Genomic DNA, 22,166 nt, shown 5'->3' on the forward strand with positions numbered 1-22,166 from the left:
GTCGATGCGCGTTCTCGTCCCCTTCACCGCTCGCGACCCGAAGACCCGGCTCGCACCCGTCCTCGACGCCGACGAGCGGCGGCGCTTCGCGTTCGCGATGCTCCGCGACGTCGTTTCGGCGATCCGGGCGGCGGGTCACGACCCCGAACTGCTCGTCCCCGGCCCGCTCGATCCGCCCGCCGATGACCTCGGCGGCGATCCCAGCGGCTCGGTGGACGGCGCCGACGCTGATCCCCTCGACGACTCCGACGCCGACCCGCTCGATGACCTCCCGAGGACGATTGACGAGCGACCGCTGACGCCCGCGGTGAACGCCGCGCTCTCGCGCCTCGGAGACGGCGGCGTCGGCGAACTCGCCGTGGTGATGGCGGACCTCGCGCTCGCGACGCCCGCGGCGCTCGCGCGGCTGTCCGGCGCCGGCGGCGACGTCGCGATCGCGCCGGGACGCGGCGGGGGCACGAACGCGCTCGTCGTCCGTGATCCCGACTTCCGCGTCGACTACCACGGCACCTCCTACCGGGATCACCGCCGCATCGCCGCGGACGCGGGGCTCTCGGTCGACGCCGTCGATTCGATGCGGCTCTCGACCGACGTGGACGAGCCGGACGACCTCGTCGAGGTGCTGTTGCACGGCGACGGCCGATCGGCGGCGTGGCTCCGCGAGGCCGGCTTCGTGATCGATACCGGCGGCGAATCGCGCGTCGCGGTTCGGCGATCGGACGGATAGCCCGTCCGCTCCCGTGACGGCTCTCGTGGCGAACAGTCGGCACTCCGTTCCGAACCGCCCCCGCGCCGACGTGCCGAGCAACCGCGACCCGACCCGGGGCGTCTCTCAGCGCACACCGCCGCTGGCCGCGCGCCAGTATATGAACCTTCGCCGCGGAGCGACAGTTTTTGTACGTCGCCCGCCGAGGAAGGGCACGATGTTCCCCGCGGCCGCCGAGTACGACGTCGACATCGAGATTCCGGACACCGACGTCGAGCGACTGCTGGACGTCCGCCCGTCCGACGTCGCGCCGGCGCCCGAACTCACCTTCTCGCGGAACGTCTTCCTCCCGCTCACGACCGCCTGCCGGTACACCTGCACCTACTGCACCTACTACGACGTCCCCGGCGAGGCCTCGCTGCTCTCCCCCGAGGAGGTCCGCGAGCGCCTGCGGGTCGGCGCCGACGCGGGCTGCACCGAGGCGCTCTTCACCTTCGGCGACCGGCCGGACGACCGGTACACCGAGATCCACGAGCAGCTGGCCGCGTGGGGCTACGACGACGTCCTCGCGTACCTCCGGGACTGCTGTGAGATCGCGCTCGATGAGGGGCTGCTCCCGCACTCGAACCCCGGCGACCTCACCGAGGCCGACTTCGAGCGCCTCGCGCCCGTCAACGCCAGTATGGGCGTGATGCTGGAGACCACCGCCGACGTCGACGCCCACGCGGGCGCCCGGCGGAAGACGCCCGGCCAGCGGCTGAACACGATCCGCGCCGCGGGCGAAGTGGGGATGCCGTTCACGACGGGCATCCTCGTCGGCATCGGCGAGACGTGGCGCGACCGCGCCGAGAGCCTGCTGGCGATCCGCGCGCTCCACGAGCGCTACGACCACGTCCAGGAGGTGATCGTCCAGAACGTCGTCCCGAACGAACGCTCGGACTTCGAGCGGCCCTCGGTCGAGACGATGCGCCGGACGGTCGCGATGGCCAGGGCGGCCCTTCCCGAGGACGTGTCGGTCCAGGTCCCGCCGAACCTCTCGCCGACGCGGGACCTGATCGACTGCGGCGTCGACGACCTCGGGGGCGTCTCGCCCGTGACGGAGGATTACATCAACCCCGACTACGCCTGGCCCGCGCTGCGGGAACTCGAAGAGATCGCCGCCGACGCGGGCGTGCCGCTGTACGAGCGCCTGCCCGTCTACGATCGGTACCTCCCGGACCGGATCAGGCGCGCCGACTTCGCGGGACGGGTCGCAGCGGGCGAGTGGCTCTCCGACCGGATCGCCGCGGCGATCACCGCCGACGACGTCCACGGCGAGCGGTACCGCGGCGTGGCGCGGCGCGACGGCCCGCTCGCGGTCGATTCTCCCTCGACGGAGAGCGGGTCCGCCGACTGACGCGCGCTCGGCTCTCGGCCTCGGATTCCGGTCTCATAGTGATTACTCTCACTGTTTACCGCCGGAACGCCACCCCCGGTGACGGCGTTTGGCGGTACGAGACGAGAGCAATCACTATCAGATCCCCAGCCACTCGGGCACGCGCTTGCGGACCAGCGTGTACGCCGCCGCGAGGGCGACGCCCCCGACGACGAGCGCGCGCGGCCACCCTTCGAACGCCAGGGCCGCAGGCGTCGCGAGGACGACCGTGAGAACCAGATCCTCGGGGGCGCCGTCGTACCGGACGAGGTACCGCGGGCGGAGCCACCGGCGCCGCGGGTGGAGGAAGACGGCGCGCTGGGAGGTGCGCTCCCACGGGCGGAGTTCGTCGCCGGCGCCGAGCCAGTCCGACGCGGAGTGGATCCCGGCGGTGAGGAGACAGAGCGCGACCGCGACGGTCAACGGGCCGGGCGCCAGTACGGCCGCGACGCCCGCGACGACGCCGGCAACCGAGTAGTAGACGGGGAAGTGGAGCGTCTTCCGGTGGGTCCCGACGAAGAGGTCGAGGTCGGGGACGACGCCGCCCAGGACGGCGCCGGCGGCGGCCGGGAGGGCGAACTCCGGCGCCAGGAGCGCGACGGGCGTCGCCAGCAGCAACCCGGCCGCCACGTGGGTGGTGACCATCATCGGGCGACGGAAGGGGCGCGACGGCCTTGAGTCTGATTCCCGGTCAGAACAGCGGGTCGATACCGCCCTCGCCGCCCCACACGAGGTTCCGGAGCGCCTCCGGGCGTTCGGCCGCGCGCTCTTCGAGGTTCCGCTGGGTCTCGCGGCCGACCTCCTGGAGCTCCTTGATCCGGGGGACGTCGGTGACGCCCGAGAGCACCACGAGCGCCGCGACGTACTCGGAGTCGGGGATCGGGTAGTCGCCGCCGCGGACCTCCATCGTGCCCGTCTCGTCTTCGAGCCACCGCCGGGCGTCCTCGGAGCCCTTCCGACTCAGGTACTGCGGCGGGCCGCTGACGATCAGGAGCGCCCGCTCTGTGCTCTTGACGTTGGCCGGGAGCCTGAGGTTCCCGAGGGTCGTCCGGCGGACCGTCGTCGAGATGCGGTTCACCACCTCGGTCTCGTCGGGCGTCGCCTCGCGGCGGCCGAAGATGCCGCGGGCGGGGCGGTCCAGGTGCGCGTTCGCGTAGCCGACGGTCGTCACGCCGCCGCCCGCGAGGGTGTTGATGATCTCGGAGGCGTCGACGACCGACTCGGGAACGGGGCCGTCGTCGACCTCGCCGGCGCTGCAGAGGACGCCCAGGCGGCGCGCGATCTCCTCGTTGATGGCGGCGTAGCCGCCCTGGAGGCTCTCGCCCGAGCGCCGCCAGGCGTCGTTGTCGAAGACGAGCAGATTGTCGACCTCCCGCACGAACGTCTGGAACGACCGCGCCGCGTTCAGCGTGTAGATTCCCCCCTCGTCGCTCCCGGGGAGGAGCCCCAGTCCGTACACCGGTTCGGTGTAGAGCCGGCCGAGTTCGCGCGCGATGACCGGCGCTGCGCCCGAGCCGGTCCCGCCGCCGAGCCCGGCGACGACGAGGAACGCGTCGACCTCGTGGAGGGGGACGTCGTCGACGGCCGCGGTCACCTCGTCGAGGTCCTCCTCGGCGACCTCGGCGCCGAGTTCGTTGTCGGCGCCGACGCCGTGGCCCTTCACGCGCGACTGCCCGATGAGGATCCGCCTTTCCACCGGCACTCGACGGAGGCCGAGCAGGTCCGCCTTCGCCGAGTTGATGGCGACGGCCTGGGTGACGAAGTCGGTCCGGCTGTTCGACTCGTACTCCAGGACCGCGTCCGCGACCTTCCCGCCCGCCTGTCCGACCCAGATGATCGCGATGTCATTTCACTCTCCCGTTCGGCCCGGTCGGGTAAAAGACTCCGGCGCCGTCCGGTCCGCGATCGTTCGCCGCGGCGTCAGTCGTCCGCGGCCATCCCCTCGTCGGCCTCCCTCGACGCCCCGAGCATCGGCGTCCCGTCTGCACGCGGGCCGAGTTCGGGGCCGTGCGGGCCGTCGTCGGGGTCGATCGGCCGCCGCGTCCGGTAGTCCGTCGAGCGCTCGACCGCCGGGCGACCGATCGCGCCGATCATCTCGACGTAGTCGTCGAACGAGCGGAACTCCCCGTAGGTGCCGCCCGCGCGGGTGGTGATCTCCTCTGAGAGGATCGTCCCCATGAAGTCGTTCGCGCCGCAGTTCAGCAGTTTGAGCGCCTTCGCGTCGCCGAACTTGACCCACGAGGACTGGACGTTCTCGACGTTGTCGAGGAAGAGCCGCGCGACCGCGACCACCAGCTCGTCCTCGGCGTCGCTGGCGCCGCCGTCGACGACGCCGCGCTCGAACAGCAGCGTGTTCTCGTGGACGAACGACAGCGGGACGAACTCGGTGATTCCCCCGACTCGGTCCTGGAGGTCCCGGATCACCTTGAGGTGGCGGACCCGGTGGGCCGCGTTCTCGACGTGGCCGTACATCATCGTCGCGGTGACGTCGAGGCCGGCGGCGACGGCGCCCTCCATCGCCGCGACCCACTCCGCTGTGGAGATCTTGCCCGGGCAGATCACCTCGCGGACCTCCTCGACGAGGATCTCGGCGGCGGTCCCGGGCGCCGAATCCAGCCCCGCCGACGCGAGGTCGCGGTAGACCTCCTCGTAGGACCAGTCGGTCCCGCGGCGGGCGTGTTGGGCCTCCTCGGGCGTCATTGAGTGGAGGTGGACGCCGCCGACGGACATCGCGCGCATCTGGTCGACGTACGTGCCGGGGTCGGTGTCGTAGACGGCGGGCGGCTTGTAGTTCACCTCCCGCGCGGGGTCGTCGGACGCCGCGAGGATCTCCCGATGCTCGTCGTTCAGCGCGAACGCGGGGTGGAGCCCCGAGACGGAGGTGACCTCGTAGATGCCCATATCGAGGGCGTCGTCGACGATCGCGCGCGACTCCGCGGGCGTCTTGGTGAACCCCGCGTGCTCGCCGTCGTGGTCGCTCTCGAACCGGTGGGCGGTGTCCTTGAAGTTGCAGAACAGACAGCCCGTGTTGCAGGCGGTCGTGACGTTGTTGTTGAGGTTCGCGACGAAGGTGACGTCCTCGCCGACCACCTCGGCGCGCCGGCGGTCTGCGGCCTCCAGGACCTGTTCCTTCCGCACGGGGTCGATCCCCGCCCGGTCGGTGCCGGTCGTGATGAGTTCGATCCCGTCGTCGACGGTCAGGCGCTCGCCCGCCCGCGCCTTCGCCAGCGCGTTCTCGAACGACTGGTCGGTCTCGGGGACGATCTCGAAGTCGAGGTCGGGGTCGCGGGCGCCCGTTTCGGGCCCGGAATCTGCGTCGCCGTCCCCTCGTCCAGCCGTCTCGCGCATACCCGGATGACACGGGGTCGGTGGACAAAAAGCTGGGCGGTAGCGGCGGTCCGGCCTCGACGGTTCGACGAAGCGCGTGACCGACGGCCGCGCCGGATGCAGTAGTCACGATCGTGAATAGATCGGTCCGACGGACGCGGTGCCTACACACGCCAGTGGAAGCCTTCTTGTGCGATGCCGACGCCAGTTCGGCGTATGACGAGCGTCAAGGAGTTCCGCGTGGAGGCGGAGCCCACGGCGGACGAACTCGGCCGCGGGCGGTTCGTCTTCACCGATCAGTACTCCGTCTTCGACTGGGGCGAGATGCCCGATCTGATACCGGAAAAGGGGGCGTCGCTGTGTACGATGGGCGCGTACAACTTCGAGCGGCTGGACGAGGAGGGGATCCCGACCCACTACGTCGGCGTGTCCGATCCCGACTCCGAAGCCACGGATCCGGTCCCGCTCGGCGACTGCGACGCGCCGCCGACGGAGATGGCGATCGAACTCACGCAGGTCCCGGACCTCCCGTACCTCGGCGACGACGAGTACGACTACGACGCCTACCACGACGCGGCGGGCGAGAACTACCTGATCCCCTTGGAGATCGTCTTTCGGAACACCGTCCCCGTGGGGTCGAGTCTCCGCTCGCGCGGCAGTCCCGAAGAGTACGGCCTCGACGCCGACGCCTGGCCCGACGAGGTCGTGGACCTGCCCGAGCCGGTCGTCGAGTTCTCGACGAAGTACGAAGAACAGGATCGCTACCTCTCCAGAGACGAGGCCGACCGGATCGCCGGCGCGGCCGACCTCGGAGCGTTGGAGGACGTCGCGCTCGCGGTCAACGACCTGCTGAACCGCGAGGCCGAAAGGAGGGGATTCGTCCACGAGGACGGCAAGATCGAGTGTCTCTACCACGACGGCGAGATCCGGGTCGCCGACGTCGTCGGCACCTTCGACGAGAACCGCTTTTCGTACGACTGCCAGGAGGTCTCCAAGGAGGTCGTCCGGCAGTACTACAAGCGGACCGACCCCGAGTGGGTCGAGGCCGTCTCCGCCGCGAAGTCCCGAGCGCGCGAGGGCGGCGTCGCCGACTGGCGCGGGCTCTGCGAGCGCTCGCCGGACCCGCTCCCCGACGACGTGCTCCAGGCCGTCTCGGACCTCTACGCCGCGGGCACGAACGCCTATACCGGCACGGAGTGGTTCGACGCCCCCGACGTCGGGGCCGCGGTGGACCGCGTCCGCGACCTCTGACTCCGGCCGACCAGTTCACGTTCGTGTACACCCGAGCCAGTCCAAAACGACTTTTACACACGACCGCGCACGTTCGCCCGATGACGACCTACACCGCGACGGTGACCGTCCGCCTCAAGCGGGGCGTCTTGGACCCCGAGGCGGAGACGACGAAGCGCGCGCTCGAACGCCTGGGGTTCGAGCTGGACGCGCTCCGCTCGGCGGACCAGTTCGAGGTCGACCTCGACGCCGACTCGGCGGAGGCGGCGGCCGAACGGGCCGACGAGATGGCCGAGCGGCTGCTGGCGAACCCGACCATCCACGACTACGACGTCGAGGTGGCGGAAGCGGAATGACTGTCGCAGTCTCACCGACGGCGACTCTCGTCGCTCCCCACGAGCGGTGGTCGCCGTGACAGTCGCTGTCGTCCAGTTCGGCGGCTCCAACTGCGACCGCGACGCCGTCCGCGCGCTCTCGCACCTCGGCGTCGACGCCGAGCGCGTCTGGCACGAAGATGGCCTCCCGAGCGACGTCGACGGCGTCGTCCTCCCGGGCGGCTTCTCCTACGGGGACTACCTCCGCGCGGGGGCGATGGCCGCGCGCTCGCCGATTATGGACGACGTCCGCGCGGCGGCCGAGGCGGGAACGCCCGTACTCGGCGTCTGCAACGGCGCCCAGATCGGCTGCGAGTCGAAGCTCACCCCCGGCGCGTTCACCACGAACGCCAGCGCGCGCTTCCAGTGCGAGCCCGTCCACCTGCGCGTCGAGAACGCCGAGACGCCGTGGACGGCCGCCTACGACGAGGGCGACGTGATCGAGGTCCCCATCGCCCACGGCGAGGGCCGCTTCGAGATCTCGGAGTCGAGGTACGACGACCTCGTCGCCGACGACCGGATCCTCTTTCGGTACTGCGATCCGGCGGGCAACATAACGGATACCGCGAACCCCAACGGCTCCCGCGGCAACGTCGCCGGCATCACCGGCGAGTCGGACCACGTCGCGGTGCTGATGCCCCACCCCGAGCGGGCGACGCTCCCCGACCTCGGCCGGAGCACCGACGGTCAGGGCGTGCTGTCGGCGTTCGCCTGAGCGGCGGTTTTCATCTCCGTCGTCTTCACTCGCCCGTCACCGACTTGTACTCTTCGTAGAGGACCGCGCCGCCGTCCGACGTCTCTATCAGGAGGATCCGGATCCGCCCGGACTGTGAGTGCGAGGCGTTGACCGTCACCGACTCCCCGCCCTCGAACAGGGCGTCGCCGTCGAGATCGGGCTGAGACTCGTTCAGACTGTCCAGGTCGTACCGCTGCTCGGCGGTCTCGTTCCTGAGCACGAGATCGAGTTCCGCGAGCGGGAAGTCCTCGCCGCCGACGTGCGTGAGCGTGAGGGACGTTGCGTTCAGTTCGGTTCGGAAATCCGCCGGCGGGGGTTCGGCACTCACCTGGTGTTCGTAACTGGCGAGGAGTCCCACGCCCACCGTGACTGTCGAGAGGATGACGATCCCGGTGATGAGGAGCGTGCCGATCGTTTCGCTCTGCGCACGGGAATCAAGCATTGCCTCCCCCCGGACTAGCGGATTGACTCTTTCCTGAATCAGAACCTCCAGGATTGCCGTTTAGCTTCGGGATATCGACGAAGTACGTCGCCTTCTCGCCGTTTTCGAAGCGGAACTCGACGACGAAGAAATCTTTTTCCTCTATCCTTTGTCCTCCGTTAAATACGAATGAGAGCGTTGTCTCGGTATTATTTCCGGAAAGCTCGATATCCGGATCGAGTGGCTGCATTGGGTCTCTAATGTAGAAATTATCGGCATACACCGCACCCGTAGTCGCGTTACGGATGTCATAAGGGTCAACCGAACCTCCTCCGGTCTCCTTCGCACTGAAATAGAACGACATCCGGGCCTGCGTAATATTAGTATCCCGATTGGCGGTATTATTCAAAGTAATGTTGATTGTATCTTGATTTTCTACTTGTCCGATCGACTGCAGGTACACCTCGTTCGGCCCCGCGGGGTTGATTCCGCCGCCATCGGTCTGCCGCGCCCCGCCGGCGGGCGCCTCGTTCAGCCCGATCGGCGAACACGCCACCGTGACGTCGCCGGAGAAATCGACCGTCAGATTGCCGTTGGAGACGTTCACGTTCGCCGGGTCGACTTGGCCGGACAGGAGCCCCTCCCAGGCGTCCTCGCTGAGCCCCGTCGGAACGGTCACGTTGGCGTCGTCGATTCCCTGGTCGTTGACGTTCCCCGGCACCGCCTCGACGGAGGTCCGTCCCACGCCGACCTCGTAGAGGCTGGTGTTCAGCGGGCGGATCGTCACGGTGTCGCCCTGAACCAGCTGCTGGCCGGTCAGGAGCACCGTCCGGCCGCTGAAGTTCAGGTACAGGACCGTGTTCTCGTAGACGATCGTCGGCGCGTTCTGATAGACGTTGTAGCCGGGGTCGTATTCGAGGGTCCGCGTCTGGATCGTCCCGGCGGACGGACAGAGGTCCGAGACCGGCGTGCCGCCGCCGTCGACGACGCTCACCGGCTCGGGCGGACCGGTCCGAAGCGTTCCCGAGGCCGGCGGCGGATTGATGCCGAGGACCCGGACGGGATAGCGGGTCCCGAGTTTGACCGAACTGTAGGTGGTCTCGCCGCTGGCGTCCGCCGAGAGGATCGCGTTCCGCACCTCCAGCATATCGTTCTGGACCTGCTGGCTGTGCGCGAACTCGATCCCCTCGTTCTCGCTCGGCACGTACGACGCCTGGTAGATCGACAGCAGGATGATCAGAAACCCCAAGATGAGGACCGCGCCGATCACCCCCGAGACCCCCCGGTCGTCCCGCCGGAACTCCATACCGCCCCCTCGGCGGGCCAGGGCTATTAATGCTGGTACGCCGTTATCGAATCGCGGAATCGGCGGCTCTCATACTGAGGATGCTCAGTATCAGCGGGACAGCGGCATCCCGTAGCTCGTCTCGGCCTCGACGACGTACTCCCAGGTGGCCTCGCACTCGCAGGCGACCTGCTCGAAGACCGCGGGGTCCTGCCGCTTGTCGAAGTCCTTGATCGCCTTTTGCACCCGGTCGTCGCACTCGCCGCAGTTGTGCGCGCCCCGATCGGAGCCGTGTCCGACGGGGTCGGAGACGACGATCGCGTCGACGTCGGCGGTGCGGTCCAGCACCTCCGCGACCGACCAGAGCCACGGCGGGCGGTAGCCGCCCTCGAAGAATAGCTCGTCGACCATCGTGTACCGCTGGACGTTCGTGGGGTTCATCGAGACGGTGTGGCAGCCGTCGACCTTCGCGCACCGCCGGATCGACGACACCATGTCCTCGATCGCCTCCGACTCCGAGAGGAACGGGGGCTTCATCAGGAGGTAGGCCTTCACGCCGGCGTCGACGCCGCTCGCTTCGATGTCGGCGTCGCGCGCCTCTGCGCAGGCGGCCTCGAAGTCCGCGAAGTCGAAGTACTTGTTCACGCAGTCGTGGCGGACGCGATCGGTCGCGGTCTCCAGGCCGACGGCGACGTCCGTCGACAGGCCGACGTCGGTGAAGTCGGCGATCTTCTCGCGCTCGACGAAGTCGGGGAGCGACTCGACGACGATCCGCTGCCGGTCGGCGAACGTCTCGGCGATCGCCTGTCGTGTTTCCTCACCGACCTCCCGCTCGTCGAGGAACGACCCGGAGGTGTAGATCTTGATCAGGTCGGCGGGCTCGTCGGCGTTTTCGGCTTCGTGCTCCAGGCAGACCTCGATCTGGTCCATCAGCGCGTCGTGGGCGACGCTACCGCCCTCGACGGACTCGGCGACGTACCCGCACATCGTGCAACCGCCGGCGCGGGCCCACCGACAGCCGCCGGTGTTGAGGATGATCGTCAGCGACTGCACCACGCCGTCGGGCGTGTTGTCCTCGTCGAGCCAGACGCGCGTCGGCTCGTGGGGGTCGTAGTGCTTGTCCTTCTGCGAGCGGATCTCCCGCATCACCTGATTGTGGGCGTCCATCCCCTTCCCGCGCTCGTAGATTTCGGGGCTCGGCTGACTCATTACCGCCCCGTAGCCGGCGGGCCGGTATATCTCCTCCGTCTGTGCGGCCCCCGCGAGCGCGCCGCGACGCCTGTCTGCGGTCCTGTGTGCGGTCCGTCGATCCCGTCGCCGACGCGTCGGTCCGCGCCGTAACCGAATGTCGTTATTCGCTCGTGGCAACGCCTAACAGAATTCGGGCCCTATGTAAACACGGGCAATAACTATGACAGATTTAGGCGGATTCAACGATCACGTCGCGCGCATCGACCTGTCGAGCGGCGACGTGCAGTACGAGGGCATCGACGACGAGGACGCGAAGAAGTACATCGGCGGACGCGGCCTCGGCGTGAAGTACGTCTTCGACCAGGGCGTCGACGTCGACCCCGAGGGCCCGGAGAACCTGCTGGCGTTTATGAACGGCCCGCTCACGGGCACCCAGGCCCCGATGAGCGGTCGCATCGCCGTCTGTACGAAATCGCCGCTGACGGGGACGGTCACCGACTCCCACCACGGCGGCTGGTCCGGCGCCCGACTCAAGTGGTCGGGCTTCGACGGCCTGCTCTTCGAGGGGCAGGCCGACGAGCCGGTCTACGCCTACGTCGAGGACGGCGAGGTCGAACTCCGGGACGCCTCCGACCTGTGGGGCCTCGGCGTCCACGACGCGATGGACAAGATCGAGGCGGACCACGACGGCCAGTTCGGCAAGAACCTCTCGGCGATGGCGATCGGTCCGGGCGGCGAGAACGGCATCAAGTACGCCTGCATCGTCAACGAGGACGACCGCGCCTCGGGCCGCGGCGGCACGGGCTGTGTGATGGGCTCGAAGAACCTCAAGGCCATCGTGATCAAATCGGGCACGCGGATGCCCAAGCCCGCCGATCCCGAGACGTTCACCGAGGGCTACCAGGAGGCGATGAACCTCATCCGCGAGTCCGACGTCACCGGCCCCAACGAGGGCGGCCTCTCGCTGTACGGCACCAACGTCCTGATGAACCTCACCGAGGAGATGGACGGACTGCCGACGCGAAATGGCAGGTACACCTCGACCCACTCCGAGGCCGACGCGGACCCGAGCGAACCCAACATCGACGCCGAGAACGTCTCCGGTGAGAACGTCCGCGAGAACATCCTCGTCGACGAGCCGACGTGTCACTCCTGTCCGGTCGCCTGTAAGAAGGAGACCGAGGTTACCTACGAGCACAAGGGCGAGGAGCTAAACGTCCGCGGCGAGTCCTACGAGTACGAGTCGGCGTTCGCGCTCGGCCCGAACTCGATGAACGACGACCGCGACTCCATCGCGGTGATGATCAACAAGTGCAACGACCTCGGCATCGACACCATCGAGGCCGGGAACATGATCGCGATGGCGATGGAGATGACAGAGCAGGGCAAGCTCGACGACCTCGACGACGGGATCGAGTGGGGCGACGCCGAGCACATGATCGAGCTGCTCGACGAGATCGGACACCACAGCTCCGAACTCGGCGAGCTGCTGGCGAAGGGCGCCCGCCGCATCGCCGAGGCGCGCGACGCCCACGACAACTCCCTCGCGGTGAAGGGCCAGACGATCCCGGCCTACGACCCGCGCGCGATGAAGGGAATGGGCATCGGCTACGCCACCTCCAACCGCGGCGCGTGCCACCTGCGCGGCTACACGCCGTCGGCCGAAATCCTCGGCATCCCGGAGAAGGTCGACCCGAGCGAGTGGGAGGGCAAGGGCGAGCTCTGCGCGCTCTTCCAGGACCTCCACGCGATCTCGGACTCCTTCGACATCTGCAAATTCAACGCCTTCGCCGAGGGCATCGACGAGTACGTCGCGCAGTACAACGGGATGACCGGTCGCGACGTCACCGAGGACGAACTGATGGAGGCGGGCGACCGCATCTACACCCTCGAACGCTACTACAACAACCTGGTCGGCTTCGACGGCGACGACGACTCGCTGCCGGGTCGGTTCGTCGAGGGCGACGAGGCGATCCCCGGCCAGGGCGGCGTCGAGGGCGAGCTCTGCGAGCTCGAGAAGATGAAAGAGGAGTACTACGAGCGCCGCGAGTGGGTCGACGGCGTCGTCCCCGACGAGCGCCTCGACGAGCTCGGCATCGAGGTCGGCCCCGGCACGGGCGTCTCCAGCGGCGACAGCCCGGCCCCGGCCGACGACTGATCGCACCCGCCGCCCTCGGACGGCAACACTGATGCCGATCCGGTCCTGAGCCCGGATCGTGGGCGTCGTCGCGGCGCGCGACGCCGGAACGGCGGCCGCATGCGGACGCGGGCGGGGTCGAACCACGCGCCCCGATTTTCATCGCGCTGGTCGAACGACACAGCGGCGCCTCCGGTCAGAGGTCACCCGACGCGCGGGCGCCGTCACTTCTCGCGCGTACGGGAGAGCCGGTCGGCCTCCTCGCTGACCCGCGCGAGCTCCCCGTCGGCCTCGGCGTCGGCGCCGCCGTGGCCGTAGCGGACCGACCAGTCGAGCACCGACGGGACGGAGCGCGAGCCCCCTGACTCGTCGCCACGGTTCCCGCTCTCGGACTCGCTCCCGGCGCTCCCGTCGGGGCCGGCGGTGCCGACGTCCGCGTCGTCGCCCGTCCCGATCCCGTCGCGCTCGCGGGATCCCAGGCGGCCGACAATTCGAGCCAGGGCCGTGCAGAGCATACGCCCACATTCTCGGCCGAGCGACAAAACGTTCACCCGGCGACGATCCCCTCTCACGCCGCGTCGCGGTCGAGCGCGACGAGCACGCCGCTGGCGTTCAGCCGCTCTTCCGCGCGGGCCTTGCGCTCGCCCCAGACCTCGACCATCTCCGAGTGGTCGGCGAAGTGTTCGATCACGGCCTCGTCGTCGCCGAGCTCGTCGCGCTTCTGCCGGACGGCCTCGACCCACTCGACGAGCGCGCGCTTGTACTCCTCCATCAGGTCGGGGTCGTACGCCCGCGGCCCGAAGTGGCCGAAACAGAGCGTCGCTGGCGCGAGGTCCTCGATCGTCCGGACGTCCGCCAGACAGCCCTCCAGGTCGAACTGCGGCGGCGGGGTCGTCTGCCGCACCGTATCGCGCTGGGGGACGTAGATCCCGGCGGCGTCGCCGGTGAAGAGCAGGTCGTCCCGCGAGTCGTGGAAGACCACCTGGTGGGGCGCGTGCCCCGGCGCCTCTATGACCGAGAGGGTCCGGTCGCCGAGGTCGATCTCGTCGCCATCTTCGAGCCCTTCGATCCGGTCTTCGGGCACGGGCTCGGGCTCCGCGTAGTACTCCCACATCTCGCCGACGGCCTCCTTCGTCCCGGCGACGAGGCGCTCGGGGTCGACGAGGTGGGGCGCGCCGACCTCGTGGGTCCGCACGGTCGCGTTCGGACACGCCGCCGCGAGGTAGCCCGCGCCGCCCGCGTGGTCCAGGTGCGCGTGCGTCGGGAGGACGTGCCGGACGGCCTCCCGGTCGATGTCGAGTTCGTCGAGCGCCTCCAGGAGGTGCTCGCGGTTGCGTCCGAGCCCGGTGTCGACGAAGGCGGGCTCGTCGGCGTCGATGACGTAGACCGCGCCGTGTCGCGGAACCCCGTGCGTGCCGACGTCGACGTAGTAGACGTCCTCGGCGCCGTCGACGGGGGAGAGATCGCCGATAGCCATAGCGGATCCGCGACGCGCGGCGAAAAAAGCGTTCCGTCCCGCGGGCCGAGAGACACGACGGCCGCGACGGAAACCGCCACCCGTTTATCACGCCGGTTCGAGGGTTCGGGTATGAGCGAGACACTCGACGAGGACCTCTACCAGCGGACGCTGCAACTCCTCGAACCCGGCGAGATCGAACTCGTCGGCGCGATCGTCCACACGGACCTCGGGAGCGACGAGGACCTGGAGATGCACGAGCTCACGGTGACGGTCAACGACGTGATCGCCGACCACGCCGAAAAGGGCGAGACCTACATCTACGCCGGCAACGACACCGAGGACTTCGCCTCGAACCAGTTCCAGGGGCTCACCCTCGACGACGACTCGTTCGTCTGGGAGTGCCAACAGCTCCTCCGGGAGGGCACCTTCGACATCGTGTTCTACTACGAGGCCGGCCCCGACCAGGACGACCTGGCCGAGGACCTGGCGGCGATCGACCACGTCGACCGCGTGACGGCCGTCCCCTGACCGAGTATCGGATCTGATACTCGGGGCCAGTGCGCTTTTCACCGGCCCGGGCGTCGATCCAGGCGTGTCTCGTCCCCAGTCGAACGCGAACGCCGCCACCGACGCGGCGGCCGCTCACGGACAGGAAGACGTCGAAGACGCGGCTCACGCCATCGAGGAGCTGCAGCACACCTCCGACGACATCGCCTCGCGCACCGAGGAGATCGCGATGCTCTCGCGGGAGCAGGCCGACGGGATGGCCGAGGTCCAGGGCGAAGTATCGGATATGAGTGCGGCGGTCGAAGAGATCGCCTCCTCGGCCGAGGAGGTCGCGAGCGAGGGCGAGCAGGTGAATCAGCTCGCCTCCGAGGGCCGGAGCGCCGCGCGCGAGACCCGCACGGCGATGGACCGGATCGACGACTCCGCCGCGGAGCTCGACGACCGCGTCCGCGCGATCGAAGACAGCGTCGAGGCGATCGACGAGATGGTCGCGGTGATAAACGACATCGCCGACCAGACGAATCTGCTGGCGCTGAACGCCTCGATCGAGGCCGCCCGCGCGGGCGAGGCCGGCGACGGCTTCTCGGTCGTCGCCGAGGAGATCAAGTCGCTGGCCGAGAAGTCCCAGCACCGCGCCAACGACATCGAAGAGCTGGTCGACCGCATCCAGGACGACACCGAGGAGGCCGTCGAGGAGCTGGAAGAAAACGAGTCGGCCGTCGACGAGGGCCGCGAGAAGGTCGAATCGACGCTGTCGCGCCTCGAAGAGATCGACGACTCGATGGACGAACTGAGCGCCGGAATCGAGGAGGTCGCCCACGCGACCGACGAGCAGGCCGCGAGCACCGAGGAGATCGCGTCGATGGTCGACCAGACGGCCTCGAACGCCGAGGAGATCAGCGAGGAGACAGACGGCATAAGCGCCGCCGTCGAAGAGCAGGCCGCGATGGTCGCCGACGTCAACGACGGGTTCCGGCAGCTGCTCGATGACGCCTGATCCTGCCGGGGGTGTTCCCGACGGGCTGGGCCGGCCCGTTGTTCGACACGAGCTGGCGCGCCGCGTTCTTCTACACCGGCGTCGTCGCCATCGGGCTCGCCGTCGTCTACTTCGTCTTCGGCGAGGCCGCAAAGAGCGAGGCCAAGCGCCAGGCGACGAAGGACAGCGCCAGCATCAGGGAGTGGCTCTACACGGCCACGCGGTACGGGACGCTCGTCCTCGCGCTGGCCTAGGTGATGACCTTCGGCCTGGAGCTGTCGATGAACGGGTGGCTCGCCACCTACTACCGCGAGGGCTTCAACACCCAGAACCTCGTGTTGGCGTCGACGTTCGCGGCGACCTTCTCTGTCGCCGCCGGGCTGCTCCGGCCGATCGGCGGGTATGTGAGCGACCGGCTGTCGCGGAACGAGCGCGACATCCTCCCGTTCTTCACGGGTCGGTACCGCGAGCAGTGGACGTTCGTCTCGCTGTGCTTCGTCGTCCTGATGATGTTCGCGATGACGCTCGCCGGCCTGAGCGGGCAAGTCCTGCTGGCGGTCGGGACCGGCTTCCTCGTGGGGATGGGCTGTGCCTTCGCCGAGGGCGCGATCTTCGCACAGGTCCCCGCGATGTTCCCGGACAGCTCCGGTGCCGTGGCCGGCGTCGTCGGCGGCGTCGGCACCGTCGGCGGGATCGTCTACCCGCTCGTCTACTCCGCACCGTTCCTCGCGAACCTCCACCTCGGCTACTCGATCGTCGCGGTCTCGATGATCCCGATCGTCCTGCTCGCGGCGTGGGTCTTCCAGCCGCACCGCGCCGAACGGGCGACCGACGACGGCGTCGTCGCGCGGAAGAGCTCGGCCGTGACGTCCGACGACTGAGACTGTCGGATACTGTTTCGAGATATTCGCCGCCTCGGAGAGAACGATCCGTCCAACCTCAAGGTGTCAAACGCTATGTGATTTGAGGGTGGCGCGGGCGCGAGCGCCCGCTCGACAGCAAAGATAGATGTGCCTCCCGTGGAAACGGGTCGCGTATGGGGTCTAACGCGGCGGAGGCCTGGACGGAGGACCGCACGCCGGAACTGTCGCCGGAGGCGGTCCTCCCGGAGTTCCTCGGGCGGGACCTCCCCCGGCACCTCGCGCTGTTTTACCACTCCGTCGAGGCCCAGCTCGCGACCTGCGCCGCCTTCGCGAAGCGCGAGCTCGACGACGGCTGGCGCGTCCTCTACCTGCACGACGAGAACGATCCGAACGAGATCGCGGCGGCGCTCCGGATGATCGACATCGACGTCGAGCGGCGTCGGGACGCGGGCGACCTCCTGATCGAGGACGCCAGCGAGGTGTATCTCGACGGGGGATTCGACCCCGATCGGATGATCGACTCGCTCCAGGCGGCCACCCGCGACGCGGTCGAAGACGGCTACGGGGGGCTCGCGGTCGCCGGGGAGAACACGTGGTGTTTCCACACCGACTACTCCTTCGACCACATCCTGGAGTTCGAGGCCGACTTCGACGCCCGCGCGCCCGAACTGCCCGTCAGGGCGATGTGCCAGTACGACCTCGCGCGGTTCGATCCGGAGTCGGTGTCGAAGGCGCTGTGGACGCACGAGCACATCGTCTACCGGGGTCGGATCTGCGAGAACCCCTTCTACGTGCCGCCGAGCGAGTTCCGCGCGTCGAAGGCCGACCAGTCGGAGGCGGAGCTGCTGCTGGAACAGACCTACAGCCTGGCGCAGGCGCGGCGGGAGGTCGGCCGCCGCCGACAGCGCATCGAGGTCTTGAACCGGACGCTGCGGCACAACATCCGCAACGAGATCAACGTCGTCCTCGGCTATCTCGGCGACGTCCTCCATCGCCCCGAGGAGGCCCTCTCGGAATCCGACCGCCAGCGGATCAAGACCGCGCGGCGGTACGCCGAGAACATCTCCCGGACCTCCGAGAAGGCCCGGTACGTCGAACAGACGCTCTCGGGGGACGAACTGGAGCCGTTCGACCTCGGGCAGGTCGTCGACGAGGTCGCGGACGAACTGTCCGAGCGGTACCCTGACGCCGGGATCGCGACCGCCGTCGACGAGCCGTGGACGGTGATCGCGGACGAGGACCTCCCGCGGGCGGTCGAGGAACTGATCGAGAACGCGGTCCGCCACCAGGACCGCACGCCGCCGTCGGTGTCGGTCTCGGTGCGGCGCCGCGGCGACGCCGTCGCGATCGACGTCGTGAACCCCGGCGAGCCGATCCCCGAGGACGACCAGCGGGCGCTCCGGCGCGGCCGCGAGACCTCGCTCCTGCACGGCCGCGGGATCGGGCTCTGGATGGTGAAGTGGATCACCGAGAACTCCAACGGGTCGCTGGCGTTCCCGCAGGGCGAAGACGAGTGCCGGGTCCGCATCGAACTCCCCGCGTCGTCCGTCGTCTGACCCGTCTCGGCGTCCTGATCGGACGCCTCCGAGACGCTTATCCTCGCGCGACCCCGAACGATCGCTATGAGCGACACAGCTGGAGAGGCGGCGCTGTCGGACCTCGACCGCGCCGTCATCAACGCGTTCCAGGGCGGCTTTCCGGTCGTCGAGCGGCCGTTCGAGCCGGCCGCGGCCGCCCTCCGCGAGCGCGGGATCGACGTGACCGCGGACGAGCTCGTCGAGCGCGTCCGCGACCTCGACGAGGCGGGCACGCTGAGCCGCTTCGGGGCGCTCGTGAACGCCGAGGAGATCGGCGGGACCGCGACGCTCGTCGCGATGCACGCGCCCGAGGAGCGCTTCGAGGAGGTGGCCGAGGCGGTCAACGCCCACCGAGAGGTCGCACACAACTACGAGCGCGAGCACCCGCACCTGAATATGTGGTTCGTCGTCAGCGTCGCCGACGAGGACCGAGTCGAGGAAGTCCTCGCCGAGATCGAGGCCGAGACCGGCCAGGAGACGTACAATCTGCCGAAGCAGGAGGAGTTTCGGGTCGAGGCGAAGTTCCTGGTCGACGGGCCGATCGCCGACGGCGACGTCGACCGCTCGGATCTCGGGCCCGACGTGACGCCCGAAGGGAGAAAGACGCTGACGCCGGCCGAGCGCGACCTCGTCGTCGAGATTCAGGGCGGACTGCCGATCACGGCGACGCCGTACGCGGACGTCGCCGACGCGATCGGCCAGGACACCGAGTGCGTCGTCGAGAGGATAAAGCGCTTCGAGCGCGAGGGGAAGGTCCGTCGGGTCGGCGTCGTCCCGAACCACTACGCGCTCGGCTACACGGAAAACGGGATGACCGTCTGGGACGTCCCCGACGACCGCCTCGCGACGGTCGGCCCCGCGGTGGCCTCGCTGCCCTTCGTCACCCACTGCTACCACCGGCCGCGACACGAGGGCGTCTGGCCGTACAACTTCTTCGCGATGACCCACGGTCGCTCCGAGGCGGAGAGCGACCGCCGCATCGAGCGGGTGCGCGAGACGATGGAAGCACACTGGGACGTCGACGACGGCGACTGGGACACGCTGTTCTCGACGCGAATCTTGAAGAAGACGGGCATCCGTCTGGACGAACGCGCGGCGGCGAACACAGAGTGACCGCGGACAGTACACGGGCAGACGACCGCAGTCGGGGACGCCCCCGACGTCGCGACGGAGGTGTCAGCCGATGATCCCCCTGTACCACGACTTCACCGGCGAGACGGTGCTGGTCTTCGGTGGCGGCTCAGTCGGCGCGCGGAAGGCGCGCCGCTTCGCTGCGGAGGCGCGAGTCGTCGTCGTCAGTCCCGACTTCGCCAACGCCGACTTCGGCGGCGCGGAGTTGGTTCGCGCTCGCCCCGATCCGGACGACGTCCCCGCGTGGTTCGACCGGACGGAGCCCGCGCTCGTCGTCGCCGCGACCGACAGCGAGCGCGTGAACGACGCCGTCGCCGCGGCGAGTCGCGAGCGCGGCGTCCTCCTCAATCGCGCCGACCGGAGCGCGAGCGTCGACGGCGACGAAGGAGACGCGGAATCGGCGGCCGCGGTCGACGACGGCGGTCACCGCGACGTCGTCGTGCCTGCGACCGCCGAAGACGGCGACGTCCGGGTCGCGATCTCGACCGGCGGGCGGAGCCCCGCGCTCGCGAAGCACCTCCGCGAGCGGATCGAGGCCGAGATCGACGGCGCGGAGGCGATGGCCGAACTGACGGCGGACCTGCGGCGGGAGCTCCGCGCTTCCGACCTCGATCCGGCGACGCGTCGTGATGCGATTCGGGCGGTTGTGAGAAACCCGGAAGTTTGGAAGGCTTTACGTACGGGGGCGTCCAATCCTCGCCGAGAGGCGACACGCGTGATACGGAACACGGGGGGTGACCGATGGAAACCGGAGTGATCTGTGGCGCTCGTGTGTCGCACGACAGGGCCAGCGTCGACCAGATCGAGGCCGCGGCGGGCGAGGACGTCCGCACGGTGATCGAGGATCTGCTGAGTCGCGACGGCGTCAGCGAGGCGTTCGCCATCCAGACGTGCAACCGCGCCGAGGTCTACGTCGTCGCCGACAGCGTCGCCGCCGGGCGGCGCGCGCTCGCCCCGTTCGAGTCGAGCGTCGACGACGACGTGGTCGTCGAGACGGGCCACGAGGAGAGCCTCGTCCACCTGATGCGCGTCGCCGCGGGGCTTGAGTCGCTCGTTCTCGGCGAGGACCAGATCCTCGGCCAGTTCAAGCGCGCGGTCGAGACCGCCCGGGGACTCGGCGCCCTCGGTCCGATCCTGGAGACCGGGCTGACCAAGGCCGTCCACGTCGGCGAGCGCGCCCGGACCGAGACCGAGATCAACGAGGGCGTGACCTCGATCGGCTCGGCGGCCGTCCGACTCGCCGGGACGGAGGCCGACCTCGCGGGCGCGGTCGCGCTCGTCGTCGGCGCCGGCGAGATGGGCAAGCTCACCGCCGAGGCGCTGGCCGACGCGGGCGTGGCCGAACTGATCGTCGCCAACCGCACGGTGCCGCACGCCGAGCACCTCGCGGAGACGGTCGACACCGAGGCCCGCGCGATCCCGATCGACGGCGTCGGCGACGTCCTGCCGGACGCGACGATCGTCGTCACCGCGACGAGCCACCCCGAGTACCTCCTCGGCCCCGGGGACGTCGACGGCGCGGGCGAGACGCTGCTCATCGACCTCGCCCAGCCGCGCGACGTCGACCCCGACGCCGCGACCGTCGACGAGGTCGTCGTCCACGACATCGACGCCCTGGAGTCGGTCACAGAGGAGACCCGCGAGATCAGACAGGACGCCGCCGAGGCGGTCGAAGCGATGATCGACGAGGAGTTCGACCGGCTGCTCGACGCCTACAAGCGGCGGCAGGCCGACGAGGCGATCAGCAAGATGTACGAGGCCGCAGAGCGGGTGAAGTCCCGGGAGGTCGAGACGGCCCTCTCGCGGCTCGAAGCGCACTCCGACGGCGACCTCTCCGAGGAGGAACGCGAGATCGTCGAGTCGATGGCGGACGCGCTCGTCGGACAGCTGCTCTCGGCGCCGACGAAGAGCCTCCGCGAGGCCGCCGTCGAGGACGACTGGTCGACGATCCAGACCGCGATGGCGCTCTTCAACCCCGAGTTCGGGGACGCTCCGACCGGCCGTACGGGTGCCGGATCGAACGACCCCGAGCGCGGCGACTCCGAGGTCCCGCAGTACGTTCTCGAGAGCATCTCCGACGACTGACGCCGCCCGGTTCTGCCGGCGCGGTCGGTCCGAGGCGAAACGTTATCCGCCCGGCGAGAGACACCCTAGGTATGGCCGAGCTACTCTCAGACGACGAGATCCGGACGCGACTCCCCGGCGAGTGGGAGCGCGACGGCGACGAGATCGTCCGAACCTACGAGTTCGACGACTACCTCTCGGGCATCGCCTTCGTCACCCAGGTCGGCGAGGTCGCCGAAGAGGAGTTCCACCACCCGGAGATCCGCGTGGGCTACAAGGAGGTCGAGGTGCGCCTGACGAGCCACGAGGAGGGCGGGATCACCGGCCAGGACATCCGACTGGCGAACCTCTTCGACGCCGAGTACTGAGGCACGTGCGCGCCGCGTACGTCTTCCGCGTCACGGTCCGCCTGCGGGCCCGCGACGACGTGGCCGTCACCCCCGCGACCGTCGAGACGGTCGTCGAGGTCGAGGCCGCCGACCCCGGCGAGGAGGGCTGGCTGCTCTTCCGCGACGCGCTCTGGCGCGGCGCGGTGAACGACGGGGCGTACGCTCGCGACCTGGCCGAATCGTGGGTCGCGGCGCCGGTCGAGGACGTGCAGTTCAGCGAACTCCGCCTCGACGAGGCGTACCGGACGGCGCTGGCGGACGCCATCGAGTCCCAACCCGAGGCGTTCGGCGGCGATGGTCCCCGCGAGGTGCTTCACCGGCACCTCGGCTCCAGTCTGCGAGTCATCGACGGCTGAGTCGCGATGGCGAACAGTCGGCA

22 protein-coding genes and 1 pseudogene are annotated in these 22,166 nt (G+C 69.2%); 15 read left to right on the forward strand and 8 right to left on the reverse strand.

Annotated elements, in window-relative coordinates; genetic code table 11:
• Window positions 1-4: 4 nt before the first annotated feature.
• Both cofC and cofG read left to right on the forward strand, forming a co-directional pair.
• Window positions 5-727, forward strand: a complete 723-nt coding sequence (gene cofC, locus ACQUQ0_RS03985) for a 2-phospho-L-lactate guanylyltransferase (RefSeq protein ID WP_435183299.1) — start codon at window positions 5-7, stop codon at window positions 725-727.
• Window positions 728-923: 196 nt separating this feature from the next.
• On the forward strand, window positions 924-2,102 hold the full coding sequence (gene cofG / locus ACQUQ0_RS03990; protein ID WP_435183300.1) for a 7,8-didemethyl-8-hydroxy-5-deazariboflavin synthase subunit CofG: 1,179 nt from the start codon (window positions 924-926) through the stop codon (window positions 2,100-2,102).
• 117 nt (window positions 2,103-2,219) lie between these two features.
• On the opposite strand, the gene ACQUQ0_RS03995 is transcribed toward cofG, so the two are convergent.
• The 3 genes from ACQUQ0_RS03995 to cofH form a co-directional block, all read right to left on the reverse strand.
• The gene (locus ACQUQ0_RS03995; RefSeq protein ID WP_435183301.1) at window positions 2,220-2,768 is read right to left on the reverse strand and encodes a metal-dependent hydrolase; all 549 of its coding nucleotides are present in this window, start codon (window positions 2,766-2,768) and stop codon (window positions 2,220-2,222) included.
• 43 nt (window positions 2,769-2,811) lie between these two features.
• Window positions 2,812-3,957, reverse strand: a complete 1,146-nt coding sequence (locus tag ACQUQ0_RS04000) for a tubulin/FtsZ family protein (protein WP_435183487.1) — start codon at window positions 3,955-3,957, stop codon at window positions 2,812-2,814.
• Window positions 3,958-4,040: 83 nt separating this feature from the next.
• Window positions 4,041-5,468, reverse strand: a complete 1,428-nt coding sequence (cofH, locus tag ACQUQ0_RS04005; protein WP_435183302.1) for a 7,8-didemethyl-8-hydroxy-5-deazariboflavin synthase subunit CofH — start codon at window positions 5,466-5,468, stop codon at window positions 4,041-4,043.
• A 195-nt stretch (window positions 5,469-5,663) separates the two neighbouring features.
• Between cofH and ACQUQ0_RS04010 the strand changes: the two genes are divergently transcribed.
• The 3 genes from ACQUQ0_RS04010 to purQ all read left to right on the forward strand — a co-directional run bounded on the left by ACQUQ0_RS04010 (window position 5,664) and on the right by purQ (window position 7,766).
• Entirely contained in the window at window positions 5,664-6,698 is a 1,035-nt protein-coding gene (locus ACQUQ0_RS04010) for a phosphoribosylaminoimidazolesuccinocarboxamide synthase (RefSeq protein WP_435183303.1), read from the forward strand.
• 80 nt (window positions 6,699-6,778) lie between these two features.
• Window positions 6,779-7,033 carry a phosphoribosylformylglycinamidine synthase subunit PurS gene (gene purS, locus ACQUQ0_RS04015; protein WP_372391315.1) on the forward strand — a complete coding sequence of 85 codons (255 nt, stop codon included), beginning with the start codon at window positions 6,779-6,781 and terminating at the stop codon, window positions 7,031-7,033.
• 55 nt (window positions 7,034-7,088) lie between these two features.
• Window positions 7,089-7,766 carry a phosphoribosylformylglycinamidine synthase I gene (gene purQ / locus ACQUQ0_RS04020; protein WP_435183305.1) on the forward strand — a complete coding sequence of 226 codons (678 nt, stop codon included), beginning with the start codon at window positions 7,089-7,091 and terminating at the stop codon, window positions 7,764-7,766.
• A 25-nt stretch (window positions 7,767-7,791) separates the two neighbouring features.
• On the opposite strand, the gene ACQUQ0_RS04025 is transcribed toward purQ, so the two are convergent.
• From ACQUQ0_RS04025 to ACQUQ0_RS04035, 3 genes are all read right to left on the reverse strand, one after another.
• Window positions 7,792-8,229 carry a type IV pilin N-terminal domain-containing protein gene (locus ACQUQ0_RS04025; RefSeq protein ID WP_435183307.1) on the reverse strand — a complete coding sequence of 146 codons (438 nt, stop codon included), beginning with the start codon at window positions 8,227-8,229 and terminating at the stop codon, window positions 7,792-7,794.
• Window positions 8,222-9,514 carry a hypothetical protein gene (locus ACQUQ0_RS04030; RefSeq protein WP_435183308.1) on the reverse strand — a complete coding sequence of 431 codons (1,293 nt, stop codon included), beginning with the start codon at window positions 9,512-9,514 and terminating at the stop codon, window positions 8,222-8,224. The genes ACQUQ0_RS04025 and ACQUQ0_RS04030 overlap by 8 nt, the downstream gene beginning before the upstream one ends.
• A gap of 90 nt (window positions 9,515-9,604) precedes the next feature.
• The gene (locus ACQUQ0_RS04035) at window positions 9,605-10,702 is read right to left on the reverse strand and encodes an archaeosine biosynthesis radical SAM protein RaSEA (protein ID WP_435183310.1); all 1,098 of its coding nucleotides are present in this window, start codon (window positions 10,700-10,702) and stop codon (window positions 9,605-9,607) included.
• Window positions 10,703-10,904: 202 nt separating this feature from the next.
• Here ACQUQ0_RS04035 and ACQUQ0_RS04040 point away from each other — a divergent pair, with 202 nt between their 5' ends.
• Window positions 10,905-12,842, forward strand: a complete 1,938-nt coding sequence (locus tag ACQUQ0_RS04040) for an aldehyde ferredoxin oxidoreductase family protein (RefSeq protein ID WP_435183312.1) — start codon at window positions 10,905-10,907, stop codon at window positions 12,840-12,842.
• Between the two features lie 203 nt (window positions 12,843-13,045).
• On the opposite strand, the gene ACQUQ0_RS04045 is transcribed toward ACQUQ0_RS04040, so the two are convergent.
• On the reverse strand, window positions 13,046-13,336 hold the full coding sequence (locus ACQUQ0_RS04045; RefSeq protein ID WP_435183314.1) for a hypothetical protein: 291 nt from the start codon (window positions 13,334-13,336) through the stop codon (window positions 13,046-13,048).
• Window positions 13,337-13,389: 53 nt separating this feature from the next.
• The gene (locus ACQUQ0_RS04050; RefSeq protein ID WP_435183316.1) at window positions 13,390-14,298 is read right to left on the reverse strand and encodes an MBL fold metallo-hydrolase; all 909 of its coding nucleotides are present in this window, start codon (window positions 14,296-14,298) and stop codon (window positions 13,390-13,392) included.
• Between the two features lie 111 nt (window positions 14,299-14,409).
• On the opposite strand from ACQUQ0_RS04050, the gene ACQUQ0_RS04055 reads away from it, so the two are divergent.
• The 9 genes and pseudogenes from ACQUQ0_RS04055 (at window position 14,410) to lwrS (ending at window position 22,143) form a co-directional block, all read left to right on the forward strand.
• Entirely contained in the window at window positions 14,410-14,808 is a 399-nt protein-coding gene (locus ACQUQ0_RS04055; protein ID WP_372391300.1) for a DUF5778 family protein, read from the forward strand.
• Window positions 14,809-14,872: 64 nt separating this feature from the next.
• On the forward strand, window positions 14,873-15,784 hold the full coding sequence (locus tag ACQUQ0_RS04060; protein WP_435183318.1) for a methyl-accepting chemotaxis protein: 912 nt from the start codon (window positions 14,873-14,875) through the stop codon (window positions 15,782-15,784).
• Window positions 15,781-16,644 (forward strand): annotated as a pseudogene (locus ACQUQ0_RS04065) (MFS transporter); the annotation flags it as partial. The gene ACQUQ0_RS04060 and the pseudogene ACQUQ0_RS04065, both read left to right, overlap by 4 nt.
• Before the next feature lie 155 nt (window positions 16,645-16,799).
• A complete protein-coding gene (locus ACQUQ0_RS04070) occupies window positions 16,800-18,182 on the forward strand; it encodes an MEDS domain-containing protein (protein WP_435183319.1) in 1,383 nt (460 codons plus the stop codon).
• Window positions 18,183-18,248: 66 nt separating this feature from the next.
• A complete protein-coding gene (ahbB, locus tag ACQUQ0_RS04075) occupies window positions 18,249-19,316 on the forward strand; it encodes a siroheme decarboxylase subunit beta (protein WP_435183321.1) in 1,068 nt (355 codons plus the stop codon).
• 70 nt (window positions 19,317-19,386) lie between these two features.
• Window positions 19,387-20,091, forward strand: coding sequence for a precorrin-2 dehydrogenase/sirohydrochlorin ferrochelatase family protein (locus ACQUQ0_RS04080; protein ID WP_435183323.1), 705 nt, complete (start codon window positions 19,387-19,389; stop codon window positions 20,089-20,091).
• Window positions 20,076-21,419: a glutamyl-tRNA reductase gene (hemA, locus tag ACQUQ0_RS04085; RefSeq protein ID WP_435183325.1), complete on the forward strand. Its 1,344-nt coding sequence runs from the start codon at window positions 20,076-20,078 to the stop codon at window positions 21,417-21,419. Before ACQUQ0_RS04080 ends, hemA begins: the two co-directional genes overlap by 16 nt.
• 71 nt (window positions 21,420-21,490) lie before the next feature.
• Window positions 21,491-21,766, forward strand: coding sequence for a 4a-hydroxytetrahydrobiopterin dehydratase (locus ACQUQ0_RS04090; protein WP_372391279.1), 276 nt, complete (start codon window positions 21,491-21,493; stop codon window positions 21,764-21,766).
• A 5-nt stretch (window positions 21,767-21,771) separates the two neighbouring features.
• Window positions 21,772-22,143 (forward strand): LWR-salt protein, encoded by a 372-nt coding sequence (gene lwrS, locus ACQUQ0_RS04095; protein WP_435183327.1) that lies wholly within the window; start codon window positions 21,772-21,774, stop codon window positions 22,141-22,143.
• Window positions 22,144-22,166: the final 23 nt, after the last annotated feature.

This window comes from Halobellus sp. EA9, from assembly GCF_051195055.1.
Classification (GTDB): domain Archaea; phylum Halobacteriota; class Halobacteria; order Halobacteriales; family Haloferacaceae; genus Haloquadratum; species Haloquadratum rubicundus.

Coding starts and splice junctions, on each gene's coding strand:
- cofC (WP_435183299.1), top strand. CDS start 5: ATGCGCGTTCTCGTCCCCTTCACCGCTCGCGACCCGAAGACCCGGCTC.
- cofG (WP_435183300.1), top strand. CDS start 924: ATGTTCCCCGCGGCCGCCGAGTACGACGTCGACATCGAGATTCCGGAC.
- ACQUQ0_RS03995 (WP_435183301.1), bottom strand. CDS start 2,768: ATGATGGTCACCACCCACGTGGCGGCCGGGTTGCTGCTGGCGACGCCC.
- cofH (WP_435183302.1), bottom strand. CDS start 5,468: ATGCGCGAGACGGCTGGACGAGGGGACGGCGACGCAGATTCCGGGCCC.
- ACQUQ0_RS04010 (WP_435183303.1), top strand. CDS start 5,664: ATGACGAGCGTCAAGGAGTTCCGCGTGGAGGCGGAGCCCACGGCGGAC.
- purS (WP_372391315.1), top strand. CDS start 6,779: ATGACGACCTACACCGCGACGGTGACCGTCCGCCTCAAGCGGGGCGTC.
- ACQUQ0_RS04025 (WP_435183307.1), bottom strand. CDS start 8,229: ATGCTTGATTCCCGTGCGCAGAGCGAAACGATCGGCACGCTCCTCATC.
- ACQUQ0_RS04030 (WP_435183308.1), bottom strand. CDS start 9,514: ATGGAGTTCCGGCGGGACGACCGGGGGGTCTCGGGGGTGATCGGCGCG.
- ACQUQ0_RS04035 (WP_435183310.1), bottom strand. CDS start 10,702: ATGAGTCAGCCGAGCCCCGAAATCTACGAGCGCGGGAAGGGGATGGAC.
- ACQUQ0_RS04040 (WP_435183312.1), top strand. CDS start 10,905: ATGACAGATTTAGGCGGATTCAACGATCACGTCGCGCGCATCGACCTG.
- ACQUQ0_RS04045 (WP_435183314.1), bottom strand. CDS start 13,336: ATGCTCTGCACGGCCCTGGCTCGAATTGTCGGCCGCCTGGGATCCCGC.
- ACQUQ0_RS04050 (WP_435183316.1), bottom strand. CDS start 14,298: ATGGCTATCGGCGATCTCTCCCCCGTCGACGGCGCCGAGGACGTCTAC.
- ACQUQ0_RS04055 (WP_372391300.1), top strand. CDS start 14,410: ATGAGCGAGACACTCGACGAGGACCTCTACCAGCGGACGCTGCAACTC.
- ACQUQ0_RS04070 (WP_435183319.1), top strand. CDS start 16,800: ATGGGGTCTAACGCGGCGGAGGCCTGGACGGAGGACCGCACGCCGGAA.
- ahbB (WP_435183321.1), top strand. CDS start 18,249: ATGAGCGACACAGCTGGAGAGGCGGCGCTGTCGGACCTCGACCGCGCC.
- ACQUQ0_RS04080 (WP_435183323.1), top strand. CDS start 19,387: ATGATCCCCCTGTACCACGACTTCACCGGCGAGACGGTGCTGGTCTTC.
- hemA (WP_435183325.1), top strand. CDS start 20,076: ATGGAAACCGGAGTGATCTGTGGCGCTCGTGTGTCGCACGACAGGGCC.
- ACQUQ0_RS04090 (WP_372391279.1), top strand. CDS start 21,491: ATGGCCGAGCTACTCTCAGACGACGAGATCCGGACGCGACTCCCCGGC.